This window comes from Acinetobacter sp. CIP 53.82 (assembly GCF_000369465.1).
Classification (GTDB): Bacteria; Pseudomonadota; Gammaproteobacteria; order Pseudomonadales; family Moraxellaceae; genus Acinetobacter; species Acinetobacter indicus.
Genome location: NZ_KB850046.1, coordinates 1,596,197 through 1,610,232, shown reverse-complemented (window position 1 = coordinate 1,610,232; position 14,036 = coordinate 1,596,197). Strand labels below are relative to the sequence as shown.

Below are 14,036 nucleotides of genomic sequence, written 5' to 3'. Positions count from 1 at the left end.
CATCATGTCGAATGCCAATCGTTATACTGGTTTAGTTGACCGTTATCGTGACCGTTTACCAGTGTCTGCAACTACACGTGCAATCTCTCTCGGTGAAGGGAATACCCCGCTAATCAAGCTTGAGAACATTCCACGTATTATTGGCAAGAACGTTGAAATTTATGTGAAGTATGAAGGCTTAAACCCGACAGGTTCATTTAAAGACCGTGGTATGACCATGGCCGTAACCAAAGCGGTTGAAGAAGGTTCAAAAGCCATTATCTGTGCCTCCACCGGTAACACTTCTGCAGCGGCAGCAGCCTATGCAGCGCGTGCTGGTATCAAAGCGTTTGTCTTAATTCCTGAAGGCAAAATTGCCATGGGTAAAATGGCACAGGCCATGATGTACGGTGCCATCACCATGCAGATTCGCGGTAACTTTGACGATGGTATGCGTCTGGTGAAAGAAGTGGCCGATCAGGCTCCTGTAACCATCGTAAACTCGATCAACCCGTACCGTCTGCAAGGTCAAAAGACCATTGCCTACGAAATCGTGGATGAACTCGGCCGTGCCCCAGACTACCACTGCCTGCCAGTTGGTAACGCGGGCAATATTACTGCACACTGGATGGGTTATACCGAAGCTGTGGCTAACCAGCCTGCAGACCAGTTTGAACAAGTGGTGTATGATGCGGCAACGGATGCCTTTACTGGTCCAAAACCGGAAGGTTTACCAGTTATGGTCGGTTATCAAGCCTCTGGCGCTGCGCCATTCTTACGTGGTGCGCCAGTTGAAAACCCGGAAACTGTAGCCACTGCAATCCGTATTGGTAACCCGCAAAGCTGGAACCATGCCAAAGCTGTAGTTCGTGATTCACAAGGCTGGTTCGATGAACTGACCGATGCAGAAATTCTGGAAGCTCAGCGCATGCTGTCCATGTACGAAGGCGTGTTTGTTGAGCCTGCATCTGCAGCATCCATTGGCGGCGCGATGCGTGACATTAAAGCCGGTAAAATTGCAGAAGGTTCGGTGATTGTATGTACTGTTACTGGTAACGGTCTGAAAGATCCAGACACTGCAATGAAACAATGCCAGGATGCGGTGATGCTGTCAATTGACGCCACTATGGATCAGGTTCGTGATTCTATCCTTTCAAACATGGATCAATAATTCCGGTTTGAAACAAAAATCCCTGCTCATGCAGGGATTTTTTTATGGCTGAGGTTTTAAGTTCTGCACGATTTCGCACAGAACAGTTCAGCTTAAATCCGTTTTGGTAACTGGCTGGTCCAGGACATTAAACGGGTGGCATCGTTATTACGCGCCTGGGTATTGCTGGCCCCTAAAATAATCACCACCGCCGGACGTGAATTTAAAGTGGTGTGCATCACCAGACAACGCCCTGCTTCATTAATAAAGCCGGTTTTAGACAGGTTAATATTCCAGCCACCATTACGCACCAGCGAATTGGTATTGTTCGATTTCAGCACCCGATAACCTAGGTTAAAGTCATAGCTTGGCGTGGTCGAAAACTGGCGAATCAGGCCATATTGTGACGCGGTACTGACCAGAATACCTAAATCACGCGCCGATGATACATTGCGTGGGTCCAAACCGGTCGATTCGGTAAAGCGAGTCGAATGCATGCCCAGCTCACGCGCTTTGTTGTTCATGGCAGCCACGAACGCGCTGCGTCCACCTGGATAGGTACGCGCCAGCGCTGCTGCGGCCGGGTTTTCTGATTTCATTAAGGCAAATAATAAGGCTTCAGCACGGTTCATCTTGTCGCCCACACGCAGGGTCGAACTGGAGTTCTTGCCTGCTGCACCGGCAAAATCAATCTGCTGCAAGGTAATTTGCTCAGACATATTTAAACGCGCATCCGCCGTCACTACCGCAGTCATCACTTTGGTAATTGAAGCAATCGGCAACGCGGTATTGGTATTTTTACTGTACAGCACTTCACCGGTATTGGCATCCATCACCAGTGCGGCACGTGCGTTCACAGTGGGCTGGTTGCTATAGGATGCAGTATCCAGAATCGGGCTGGTTCTACTAACCGTGCTGGCGGGCGCCGGTGTGCTGGAACTGCGTACCGTGGTGGTAATTTTGGTTGAGCCTTGTGGTGACGGTTCCACCACCTGCTCGGTCACAGAAGTCGTGGCGGTGGTCATCACATCGCCATTCAGCAGCTGATTGGCCTCTTCAGATGACCAGCTTAGCGTTGCCTGGGCGTTACTCCCCGAGGAAGGGTTCATGACGATTTCAGCAGTACTGACTGAACTCATGCCGAGCAGAACCGATGCTCCCAGCACATGCATTAATAACTTCTTAGAATTTTTCACTATTGCTTACTCAACTCAGGGAGGTAAGATACATTTGCGTATTACCTCAAATATGCCTTACATTTACAACACAGCACGGAACCAATTTTAGCCTCCGACATTGTGCAGAATTTTTCACTTTAGGTTAAGAATAGGATGGCCAATTTTGTCGGTTGATTGCAAGCTAATTTTGCTATATGTAACAAAAAAGATGATTTTAGTGAGAGGGAGAGTCTAGGTGATCACAGTTTTAGTGGTAGATGATCATGAATTGGTTCGTACCGGCATCTGCCGTATGCTCGAAGACCACACCGATGTTCAGGTCATTGGACAAGCTGAATCTGGGGAAGAAGCCATTAATCTGGTGCGCCAGCATCATCCCAATGTGGTCCTGCTTGACGTGAACATGCCGGGCATTGGCGGGGTGGAAACCACGCGCCGTTTATTACAGACTGCCCCGGAAACCAAGGTATTGGCGGTCAGTGGTCTGGCCGAAGAACCCTATCCTTCTTTATTACTCAAAGCCGGTGCCAAAGGCTATATCACCAAAGGTGCACCTGTCTCGGAAATGGTGCGTGCCATTAAAAAAGTCATGCAGGGCGGTAAATATTTTAGTGCCGATATTGCCGAGCAACTGGCCAGTTCCTACCTGTCAGACACCCAGCAATCACCGTTCGACAGCCTGTCGGAACGTGAAATGCAGGTGGCAATGATGGTGGTGAACTGTATTAGCGCGCAGGAAATTGCTGACAAGCTGTTCGTCAGCGTGAAAACCGTAAACACCTATCGCTACCGTATTTTTGAAAAACTGAATATCGACAGTGATGTCAAACTGACCCATCTGGCCATTCGCTACGGATTAATTAAACCTTAAGCGGTTTAAGCCTCATGGATATCCGCCGTACGCAAGCTGAACTGAACCAGTACCATCTCGGGCTATGGTACGGGGCGTATCGGCTGATAATTGCCTTCTGTTTGCTGCTGATTTATTTACTCATCACTCAAACTCTCAATCATGATTATCAGCATCCACGGCTGTATGCCGCCAGTCTGGTGCTGTATTTTATTTTTAGCTGTGCCCAGCTGCTGTATTTTCGCTATGTCCGGCACAGGATTCCGCTACAACTCACGCTGATTTTCAGTGTTGATGTACTGGTGCTCAGCAGCCTGACCTTTGCGCTGGATGGACCGAGCCTGCATTTAAGCCTGCTGTTTGTGATTGCGATTTTCGCCGCGACGTTATTGCTGGAAAAAAGCAAGGCGCTGTTCATTACCCTGGTGGCAATGATTTGTGTCACCTATCAGCATTTTGTTGGCACATTACTGGATTTTTCCTCTCTAGATCGCATCGGGCAAAGTGCCCTGCTCTCGTTCCTGTTTTTTATTATTTACCGTTTTGGCCAGATTGCCGTCCGCCGTTTCCAGATTCTGGAGCACCTGAACTTTTCTCAATCACTGGAACTGAACCGGCTAAAGAATATTAACCGCTATATTCTGGAACAGACCGATATGGGCTATCTGGTGCTGGATGAAAACTGCCATATTATGGTCAGTAATCCGGCCGCCTGCCATTTGCTGGGTATTAATCCGCTGTATGCTTTCGACAAATATCCACTGTATAAAGTACAGCCCGACCTGTTTCAATTATTGCAGTTTGACCAGCTCTCTAACGGCGAAAAATTCCAGTTTGAATCGCAGCTCAGTCATTTCCTGATCCAGATTCAGGTACAAAAGCTGGTGGTGCCGCAGCAGACCTTAACCTTGCTGGTGCTGCAGGATGCACGGCAAATCAACCAGCGTGTGCAGCAACTGAAACTGGCAGCACTGGGCCAGCTTTCGGCCAGTATTGCCCATGAAATCCGTAATCCGCTGGCGGCCATTGTCCAGGCCAATCGCCTGCTGGCCGGCAGCGATACCGATCAGCAGCAGATGCTGAGCCAGATGATTGACAAGCAGTCGCAGCGCATTGACAAGATCATTGATGACACCCTGAGCATGGTTAAAAATAAGGAAACCACACCGGTGCAGATTGATCTGGCGCGTTTTATTCCGCAGCTGATCCAGGATGATCTGGCCGATCTGGCCAGCCAGATTCAGGTCAGCCAGCCCGAACCTCTGCAGATTCTGTTTGATGAATCCCAGCTGCGTCAGGTGCTGATTAACCTGATCCGTAATGCCCAGCGCCACAATGCGCCGGATCATCCGATTGAACTACAACTTTATCGCCAGCAGGACACGGTCTATATGGATGTCAAAGATTATGGCAGCGGCGTGGCTTCACATGATATTCGCTACCTGTTTCAACCATTTTTTAGTACCGAAATTAGCGGAACTGGTTTAGGATTATACTTATCACATAGTTTCTGCGAGGCCAATCGGGCCAAGTTGCGCTATGTAGAACAAAAACAAGGAGCATGTTTCAGGATTGAATGCTCACCTGTTGACGTAAATAAATAGTTTTTTGGGGAAGTTTAGTGGAACAACCACTCGTTCTCTTCGTCGATGACGAGGAAGATTTATGCACGCTCATGCAAATGACATTGGCGCGTATGGGGATTCAAACACACGTGGCACACCGGCTGGAGCAAGCACGTCAGCTGCTGTCCAGTCATCACTATGACGCCTGCATCACCGATCTGAATTTACCTGATGGCAATGGCCTGCAACTGGTCGAGCTGATTGCCCAGCATTTTCCGCAGCTGCCGGTTGCGGTGCTGACGGCCTATGGCAATATGGAAATTGCCATTGCCGCACTCAAAGCCGGGGCCTTTGATTTTGTCAGCAAACCGATTAACCAGAAACACCTCGAACAATTGCTGGAAAAAGCACTGAATCAGCCGCTGTTTAAAGCACATAGTCAGGAAGCGGACCAGCTGGAACAGCGGATGCTGATCGGGCAATCTCTACCGATTCAGCAACTGCGCACCACCCTGAAAAAAATTGCCCGCTCGCAGGCACCGGTGTTTATTAGCGGTGAATCGGGCACCGGGAAAGAAGTGGTGGCCAATCTGGTGCATCGCCTCAGCAACCGCAGTGACGGGCCTTTTATTGCCATCAACTGTGGCGCGATTCCGGGCGATTTGATGGAAAGCGAATTCTTCGGCCATAAAAAAGGCAGCTTTACCGGTGCAGCACAGGACAAACAGGGCCTGATCCAGTCAGCACACGGCGGTAGCCTGTTCCTGGATGAAATTGCCGAACTGCCGCTCAATATGCAGGTGAAACTGCTGCGCGCGGTGCAGGAAAAACGGATTCGTCCGGTCGGTTCCGATACGGAAATTGATGTTGATTTCCGGATTATCAGCGCCAGCCATCAGGACCTGGAAGCATTAGTCCAGCAAGGCCGGTTCCGTCAGGATCTGTTCTTCCGGATTCATGTGATGGATATTGTGCTGCCGCCACTGCGTGAGCGCGGTCAAGATATTTTATTGCTGGCCCAGCATTTTATTCAGAAAATTGCCCAGGAATGGGATATACACAGCAAAACCCTGTCGGAACGTGCCCAGCAGTTTTTGCTGGAACAGTATTATCCGGGTAATGTGCGTGAGCTGCGCAATATCATCGAACGTGCCATGACCTTGAGTGATGATGATGTGATTGATCTGCCGCATCTGCAGACCGCACCGTTACGCAAGATGGCGCCACTGGCCGAGCCAGAAACCGACACTGCAACACCGGTTACAGCCGATGCCCTGCCCGCTGCTCCGCGTAAACTGCCGGAAGAAGGACTGGAGCTGTTTCTGGAGAAAATCGAAAAAGAGATTTTGCTGAATGCGCTGAATCTGACCCATTGGAACCGGACTTTGGCTGCGAAAAAACTGGGGATGTCGTTTCGTTCCCTGCGTTATCGACTAAAGAAATTCGGACTGGATACCGATGAATAAGGTGCGAACCCTGCGCCTATTTATGACTTAACAGCAGCTCTGCAACATGGTCCAGATAATTGTCTTCTTTCATATCCTGTTGCAGTGCATAGCGCTGGTTCGGTTCAATCCCGACCCCTTCAATCATTTTGCCTTGCGGGGTGTAATAGTGAGAAACCGTCATTTGTAAGGCGGTGCCATCTGACAGCGGAAACAGCTTCTGTACCACCCCTTTGCCATAACTTTTTTCACCAATCACCCAGGCACGGCCATGATCTTTTAAGGCGGCAGTAAACACTTCTGCAGCCGAGGCCGAACGCTGGTTAATCAGCACACCGACCTTTAGATTCTGGAATTCAAAACTCGGTAAAGCCTGAAATTGCTGGTCGCCTTCAGCGCGGCTTTTGGTAGAAACAATCACGCCCTGATTCAAGAACAGATCGGCTGATTCGACTGCCGAGGACAGCAAACCGCCCGGGTTATTGCGCAGGTCAAACAGTACCGCCTTTAGCCGTGGTGTGCTGTACTGTTCGATCAGTTCCTTGATTTCATTGGCAGTATCTTGCTGGAAGACTTTGACTTTAATCAGTAGTACCTGATTACTCAGCATCTGCGCCTGAATATCGGTTTCGACTTTTCTGTTGCGTACCAGACGAATCGGCTGCGCGCTTGCGGTCAGTTGCAAGGTGATATTGGAGCCAACCGCGCCCATCAACAAGGCATTGACCTGATCCTGATTGAGCTTTTGCAGTTCCTGATTGTCGATTTTAAAGACCGAAATACCATTACGCAGGCCCTGTTTGGCCGAGTCGGCATCGGGTCTTAAATTGTGGATCTGCCATTGATGCTGCTGGGCATCGTAACGTAAATTAAAATCAACCGAGGCCAGATCACCTTCGGTATATTGCACCAAGGCACGGTAATCTTCGGCATTCAGATAACGCGAATACTGGTCCAGTCCGGAAACCAGACCTTGAATGGCTTGAGCAAACAAAGCTTCGTCACTTTTTTCCGTGACATAATTGGCTTTGACCAGCCCATAAATTTTGACAAACTGCTGGATCGATTCGACCGGCACTTCCACATAGTCCTGCTCGGTGGTTTCTTCTAGTGCCAGCGGATCTTGATCTTCTGCCGCCCAGACAGGCAGGTTCACACACATCATCAATGTTGTTGCAACAAGCATGCGTTTCCAGTGTGGAACCATCCTTTCACCTATCTGTTGGCAGTTTATGGAGTCAGGGTAATTAAATTACGCCCTTGCATTTCTGCAGGAATTGGCAGTTGCATCAGACTTAATAAAGTCGGTGCTACATCGGCCAGAACACCACCTTCTGCAATCACCGCCTGGGTCGGGCCAGCATAAATAAACGGCACCAGCTCGGTGGTATGCTGGGTATGAACCTGACCACTGTCATAGTCCTGCATCTGCTCGACATTACCATGATCAGCAGTAATCAGCATATGACCCTGCTTGGCCATTACAGCTTCATACACACGGCCCAGACAGGTATCCACTGCTTCTACCGCTTTCACCGCTGCATCAAATACACCGGTATGACCCACCATATCGCCATTGGCATAGTTGACCACCAACAAGTCATATTCACCTGAATTGATCGCTGCCACCAGCTCATCCGTTACTTCATACGCGCTCATTTCTGGCTTGAGATCATAAGTCGCTACATTTGGTGATGGAATCAGAATGCGCTTTTCGCCCGGATATTCATCTTCACGGCCGCCACTAAAGAAGAAGGTCACGTGTGCATATTTTTCGGTTTCGGCAATACGCAGCTGGGTTTTACCCAGGTCTGACAGATATTCACCGAGCGAGTTTTTCAGTGCTTCTGGCATATAAGCCACAGGTGCATCAATGGTGGCCTGATAACGGGTCAGCATCACAAACTTGGCTAGCTGCGGCACCACTTTACGCTCAAAACCGGCAAAGTCGGTTTCCACAAAGGCTTTGGTCAGTTCACGGGCACGGTCTGCACGGAAGTTCATGAACACCACGCTGTCGCCATCCTGAATTGCCGCAACCTCACCAATACGGGTAGCTTTAACAAATTCATCGCTTTCATCGGCTGCATAAGCTGCGTCCAGACCAGCTACGGCGGTTGCTGCAGTACGGACTGCTTCACCTTCTGTTAACAAACGATAAGCCTGTTCTACACGGTCCCAACGGTTGTCGCGGTCCATGGCAAAATAACGGCCGATCATGCTGGCAATCCGGCCTTGGCCTGGATATTGGGCAAACAGGGCATCCAGTTTTTGCAAAGAGGGCTGCGCACTTTTTGGCGGAGTATCACGGCCATCCAGAAATGCGTGTAAATAAACAGTTGCACCACGTTTCAGCGCCAGCTCCGCCATTGCCACAATATGGTCTTCATGTGAGTGCACGCCACCTTCCGACAGCAGGCCCATTAAGTGCACGGCACCGCCCGCAGCTTTGGCTTTCTCGACTGCATCGACCAGCACTTCATGTTCAAAGAAAGCACCGGTACGGATATCTTTGGTAATACGGGTAAAGTCCTGATATAGCACACGGCCGGCACCCAGGTTCATATGGCCCACTTCGGAGTTACCCATCTGACCATCTGGCAGGCCCACATCTTCACCTGAACCTGAAATCAACCCATGCGGATGCTTTTCCTGCATAGCGGTCAAATTTGGACGTTGTGCCGCCAGGAACGCATTGTCCTCAACAGCTTCACGATGCCCAATACCATCCATAATGACCAGTACGTGAGGGATTTTGCCTGCAGTTGCATCCGTCATAGTTCACACTCTTTTAGTCTACAAATTAATCGCATATCTTACCGAATTTTCAGTTCGGACACCATGCACGGCTGATGGTTTCAACCGTGCCACACTATCGTTTTGTTCAATTGCCGGCTTATCGGGCGCGTTGCAGCAGATAACCACCCACCACAAACATCAGAATAATCGGGATAAACACAAACCAGGCCGGAGATGGCGCATAAATCAGGCTGGCATAACCGAGGAAATCCTGTAAATAGAAGAAGCCCAAGCCGACAAACAAGGCAATCACCAGACGGAAACCCATCGACTGCTGGCGCAGCGGTCCAAAAATAAAGGAACAGGCAATCAGCACCAGCGCAATCAGGGCAAATGGAGAACCAACTTTTTGCCAGAAAGCCAGCTGATAGCTTTTCGGCACCTGACTGTACTCATGCATATAGCTCATGAAGCTGACCAGCTGGCTGGGTGATAAATCTTCCGGGTCGATGGTGACCATGTGTACATATTTCGGTTGCAAAGCCAGCGATAAAGGCTGCGTGGCCTGCTGATCAGCAATAGCATTGCCCTCTGGCAGAATGTCCATTTGGCGGCTGTTTTGCAGTGACCAGGCGCCATCTTCGACAAACTGGCCCTGCTCGGCATTTAAGGTACCGCGTAAGCGGAAGTTATCATCAAAGTCGATGACCTGAATATTCTTCAGTGTGCCCTGCGAGTTGGCATAGTCAATATAAATAAAGCGCTGCCCTTCACGGGTCCAGTAGCCTTTGACTTCACCGAGTTCAGCCACGCTACGATGTTTCTTGACGCTTTCTGCGCGCTCATTGGTATAGGGAATCACCCATTCACTTAAGGCAAAAGACAGCACCACCAGAATGAGTGCCGAACGCACCACCCAGCCGACAATCCGCCACAGGCTGATACCAGCGGCACGCATCACAATCAACTCACTGTTTGAAGCCAGCGTGCCCAGGCCCAGCACCGCGCCAATTAATGCGGCAATCGGGAGAATTTCATACAGATAACCGGGCGCACCCCAGAGCACATGCCATAAGGCATCCAGCGCGCCATAGCCTTCTTTTAGGGAACCGAGTTCACCCAGATAGGTAAATAATACCTGTAAGCCGGACAACACCGCGGTTGCCCCCAACATCGCCAGTGCGGTCGTTTTGGTCACATGCTTGGCCACTATACGACGTGCGAACATATTAAGACCTCACTCGCTGAATCTGTTTCTTGATTTTGGGTGCCAGTTTCTGTTTACGCGAGAACAGCGCCGCCGCAATGGCATAGACCATCAGCACCAGCGGATAGGCCCAGATACCCATTTCTTCTTTACTGATCCGGGTTTTGACCGCCATTAGCGCCACAATCAGGCTGGCAAAAATCAGCAGGGCCGGAAACAGTTTTAAATAACGTCCCTGACGCGGACTGACTTCTGATAAAGCCACCGCCAGCAGCAGCGCCACCAGAATTGAAAACGGTACGAAGATGCGCCAGCCCAGCTCACTGGCCACCACCGGGTCCTGACGGTTATCCCACAATTGCCCGATTGGCAGGGCTTCCACTTCGGTGCTCTGGAATTTGGCTTCCTGATCACTTTCCAGACGCAAACGATAGCTGGCAAATTCAGCCTGAGAATACTGCGGACGATCCGGATAAATTTCATAACGGCGCCCTTCGACCAGATCGACCACATTGGCCGGATCATTGGACAGTTCAATCCGGGTCGCCTCTTTGGCCAGAATCATGATATCCGGTTTGCCCGGACGGTCAGCACGCTGGTAGAAGAAAATATCTTTCAGATTACGCCGGTCTTCTGACAGGTCGCCGGCATAAATGGTATATGGCCCCGAAGAGATAAACTCTTTTGGCCGCACCAGATCGAAACCGGTACGGACCGCCTGATTGGTGGTCAATTCTTCAAACTGGCGAATCCCCCACGGTGCTGCCCAAACCATCAGCATGGCCTGCACCGCCAGAAATACCACCGTCATCGGGACTAATAAACGTGCCAGTTGGTTACGACTGACACCGCTGCCATTTAACACTGCCATTTCATGATCGACATAAAGCCGGCCAAACACCAGCATCAGGCCAATAAAAAAGCCCAGTGGCAAAATCAGGGTTAAAAATTCCGGCAGACGGTAGCCAATAATGCTAAACAGAATCCCCGCATCCAGACGCCCCTGCGCGGCGACGCCAAAATACTTGATCAGCCGGCCACCCATCATGATCAAGGTCAATAAGGCAATCACAACCAAGGATGTCGACACAACTTGCTTGACCAGATAACGCCGAATAATCAAATTAATGCTTCCAGAAAACGAGGGAATAAAACTAGCGATAGTTTACCCGAATGTTGAAAATATAAAACCTATACTGTTGTTTCACATTGAAACTCTATTCATGAAAATGTTTCAATGGTTTAATGGTTTTAAAATTTTAAAAGGCCTATATAACGCATATGAAACTGACGATTCATCCGACATACCAAGACAATGTCACCGCAGCTGCTTTATTTATTCTGGTCGATGCCAATACCCTTCGTACAACCGCAGATCACTATAAAATCAAAAATTTAGATAGCATCACCCAGGCCGTACAATTTAAATCCGGCTTTAATGAAAGCTTAAGCCTGACAGCACAGGACAACTTGCCGGCATTCAGCCAGCTGATTGGCCTTGGTTCAAGCAGCGAATTACAGCCGGCTAAACTGGCCAAACTGGCGCAAACCATTGTAAAAACCGCACAGAAGAAATTTAGCAGTATTGCGGTAGATCTATCAGTCCTGCCACAAGAACTGCATTATATTTTTGCCTTGAGCCTGACCCAGGCCGCCTACGGTTTTGATGAATTTAAAACCAAAAAGAATGAATTTGTATTAGAGCAGATTCAATTGATTGCCACACAAAGCCCGTTAACTGCCCATCAGCTGAAATTTATTGAAGCGGTACATACTGGTCAGAATTTTGCCCGCGATTTAGGCAACCGTCCGGGGAACATCTGCTTCCCGGAATATCTGGCTGATCAGGCACTGGCACTGGCAGAAGAATTCCCGGATTTACTCAAAGTAACCGTGCTGAATGAACAGCATATGGCTGACCTGGGCATGGGTGCGTTCCTTGCGGTCAGCAAGGGTTCCGAGCGTCCGGGCCGCATGATTACCCTGGAATACAAGGCCAATCTTGAGCAGGCACCTATTGTACTGGTCGGTAAGGGTATTACCTTTGATACCGGCGGTATTTCCCTGAAACCGGGTGCTGGCATGGACGAAATGAAATTCGATATGTGCGGTGCAGCCTCAGTCTTGGGGACCGTACGTGCGCTGTGTGAATCACGCTTGCCGATTCATGTGGTGGCAGCCATTGCCGCAGCGGAAAATATGCCATCGGGCAAAGCCACCCGTCCGGGCGATATTGTCACCACCATGAGCGGTCAGACTGTCGAAATCCTGAACACCGATGCCGAAGGCCGTCTGGTGCTGTGTGATGCCCTGACCTATATCCAGCGTTTTAACCCGGCACTGGTCATTGACGTGGCGACCTTAACCGGTGCCTGTGTGATTGCGCTCGGTTCGGTGTTAACCGGTCTGTTCACACCAGATGATGAACTGGCACAGGAACTGACCCAGGCCGGCCAGCAGAGTTTTGACCGCGTATGGCGTATGCCGGTGATTGATGACTATCAGGAACAATTAGATTCACCTTTTGCCGATATTGGCAATATTGGTGGTCCAAAAGCCGGTTCTGTGACTGCAGCCTGCTTCCTGCAACGCTTTACTCGTGACTATCGCTGGGCGCATCTGGATATTGCCGGCACTGCCTGGAATTCAGGAACCCATAAAGGTGCAACAGGCCGTCCGGTACCGCTACTGATGCAATTCCTGGCCAACCGTGCAGAGCAGCATGGCTAAAGTCAGCTTTTATCTGTTTGAAAAAAGTCCTGAACGGCAAGTGGACAGCACTTGCCGTTTATGCCGGAAAATCCTGCGTGAACCACAGCGCATCTGGCTGTATAGCGCAGACCCGGCATTGCAACGGGCGCTGGATGAACGGCTGTGGAGCTTTGATGCCGGCAGTTTTATTCCGCATGGTATTGATGAGCCTACGGCACAGGTCTGTATTTCAGCGCAGTTGCCAACTGAAAATGATTGGATTGTGTTTAATTTTAACGAACAGGCTCTTGAACAGTTCGCCAAATTTAGTCACATTATCGAAATCATTGAAAATCATGAAACCGCCAAACAGCTTGGCCGGGAAAAATATAAACAATATCGTCGTTTAGGCATTGAGCCGCAAACCCACAAATTATAGAACCACCCCAAAGGAGATGCAGCGTGGCATTAAATGTTGGTCCAGATTTTAAACAGCGCTGGTTAACTGCGCCTGAAGCTGTGCGTCAGACCTTTATTGATGACCTGCATCGGATTAGTGAGGTGCTGCAACCGGACAGCGACCTCAAACGCTGGGTGGAGTACGATCAGCAGCAACAGCAACAGTCCTTTCAGAAAATTGATCAGGCCTATGCCGAACTGAAAATCCAGTTAATTGAAGAAGCGCGTATTCGCCGCCAGCAGATGCTAGAACAACGTCTGGCCCAACAACGCGCTGATCAGGCCGCGTATGCGCAGGCTCTGTATCAGGATGAACTGCAACAGTTTGCCGCGCAGACCGAAACTCTGGCCAGTTTACGCACCCAGCTGGATCAGGAGATTCTGGACTACACTGCGCGTTATCAGAAAAATCCGGAAAATGGCAGTTTCAATTTTGCCAAAGGCGTGCGTATTGCCGATGAGCAGATTCTGTCGGAACTCGACAGTGTCCGGGTACGTCTGGAACTGGAAGCCGAAACCCGGATTGAAGAAGCAGTACAACAGTTCCGCAGCCAGTTACAGGCCGCTGCCCAGGAAGAAATTGAATATATTTTAAAACATTCCCAATTTTCCAAAGAGACCTAAATGTCGGCCTTCTGGTACGAAAAACCCGGTACTCTATCAGTAAATACAGATTTAAGCCGGCCCATCTGAAAGATAAATCGGGTTGTGAGGCAGAATTTCTCGCCCGCATGTCATGAAAGTGAAATATTTTTGTCACAAGATAGTCATAC

At 49.7% G+C, this 14,036-nt stretch carries 12 protein-coding genes; 7 read left to right on the top strand and 5 right to left on the bottom strand.

Translation table 11 applies throughout. The annotated features are described in order from the left end of the window. Window positions 1-4 precede the first annotated feature (4 nt). Window positions 5-1,150, top strand: a complete 1,146-nt coding sequence (gene thrC / locus F905_RS13115; RefSeq protein ID WP_005181581.1) for a threonine synthase — start codon at window positions 5-7, stop codon at window positions 1,148-1,150. A 92-nt stretch (window positions 1,151-1,242) separates the two neighbouring features. Here thrC and F905_RS13110 read toward each other — a convergent pair whose 3' ends face one another. Next, window positions 1,243-2,325 (bottom strand): serine hydrolase, encoded by a 1,083-nt coding sequence (locus F905_RS13110; RefSeq protein ID WP_127799456.1) that lies wholly within the window; start codon window positions 2,323-2,325, stop codon window positions 1,243-1,245. A 217-nt stretch (window positions 2,326-2,542) separates the two neighbouring features. On the opposite strand from F905_RS13110, the gene F905_RS13105 reads away from it, so the two are divergent. From F905_RS13105 to F905_RS13095, 3 genes are all read left to right on the top strand, one after another. Next, window positions 2,543-3,178 (top strand): response regulator transcription factor GacA, encoded by a 636-nt coding sequence (locus tag F905_RS13105; protein ID WP_005181577.1) that lies wholly within the window; start codon window positions 2,543-2,545, stop codon window positions 3,176-3,178. A gap of 14 nt (window positions 3,179-3,192) precedes the next feature. Beyond that, a complete protein-coding gene (locus tag F905_RS13100) occupies window positions 3,193-4,761 on the top strand; it encodes a sensor histidine kinase (protein ID WP_005181575.1) in 1,569 nt (522 codons plus the stop codon). A 71-nt stretch (window positions 4,762-4,832) separates the two neighbouring features. Beyond that, on the top strand, window positions 4,833-6,188 hold the full coding sequence (locus F905_RS13095) for a sigma-54-dependent transcriptional regulator (protein ID WP_042119426.1): 1,356 nt from the start codon (window positions 4,833-4,835) through the stop codon (window positions 6,186-6,188). Between the two features lie 16 nt (window positions 6,189-6,204). Here the strand turns inward: F905_RS13095 and F905_RS13090 are convergent, their stop codons facing one another. The 4 genes from F905_RS13090 to lptF all read right to left on the bottom strand — a co-directional run bounded on the left by F905_RS13090 (window position 6,205) and on the right by lptF (window position 11,236). Next, complete coding sequence (locus F905_RS13090) at window positions 6,205-7,374, bottom strand: S41 family peptidase (protein WP_005181572.1); 1,170 nt, start codon at window positions 7,372-7,374, stop codon at window positions 6,205-6,207. 23 nt (window positions 7,375-7,397) lie between these two features. Then, on the bottom strand, window positions 7,398-8,945 hold the full coding sequence (gpmI, locus tag F905_RS13085) for a 2,3-bisphosphoglycerate-independent phosphoglycerate mutase (protein WP_005181570.1): 1,548 nt from the start codon (window positions 8,943-8,945) through the stop codon (window positions 7,398-7,400). A 118-nt stretch (window positions 8,946-9,063) separates the two neighbouring features. After that, window positions 9,064-10,134 carry an LPS export ABC transporter permease LptG gene (gene lptG, locus F905_RS13080; protein ID WP_005181568.1) on the bottom strand — a complete coding sequence of 357 codons (1,071 nt, stop codon included), beginning with the start codon at window positions 10,132-10,134 and terminating at the stop codon, window positions 9,064-9,066. Window position 10,135: 1 nt separating this feature from the next. Further along, on the bottom strand, window positions 10,136-11,236 hold the full coding sequence (gene lptF / locus F905_RS13075) for an LPS export ABC transporter permease LptF (protein ID WP_005181567.1): 1,101 nt from the start codon (window positions 11,234-11,236) through the stop codon (window positions 10,136-10,138). A gap of 158 nt (window positions 11,237-11,394) precedes the next feature. Between lptF and F905_RS13070 the strand changes: the two genes are divergently transcribed. From F905_RS13070 to F905_RS13060, 3 genes are read left to right on the top strand one after another with little or no spacing between them, the layout of a single operon-like run. After that, window positions 11,395-12,843 (top strand): leucyl aminopeptidase, encoded by a 1,449-nt coding sequence (locus F905_RS13070; RefSeq protein WP_005181565.1) that lies wholly within the window; start codon window positions 11,395-11,397, stop codon window positions 12,841-12,843. After that, window positions 12,836-13,243: a DNA polymerase III subunit chi gene (locus F905_RS13065; RefSeq protein WP_005181563.1), complete on the top strand. Its 408-nt coding sequence runs from the start codon at window positions 12,836-12,838 to the stop codon at window positions 13,241-13,243. Before F905_RS13070 ends, F905_RS13065 begins: the two co-directional genes overlap by 8 nt. Before the next feature lie 23 nt (window positions 13,244-13,266). Beyond that, the gene (locus tag F905_RS13060) at window positions 13,267-13,887 is read left to right on the top strand and encodes a cell division protein BlhA (protein ID WP_005181562.1); all 621 of its coding nucleotides are present in this window, start codon (window positions 13,267-13,269) and stop codon (window positions 13,885-13,887) included. Window positions 13,888-14,036: the final 149 nt, after the last annotated feature.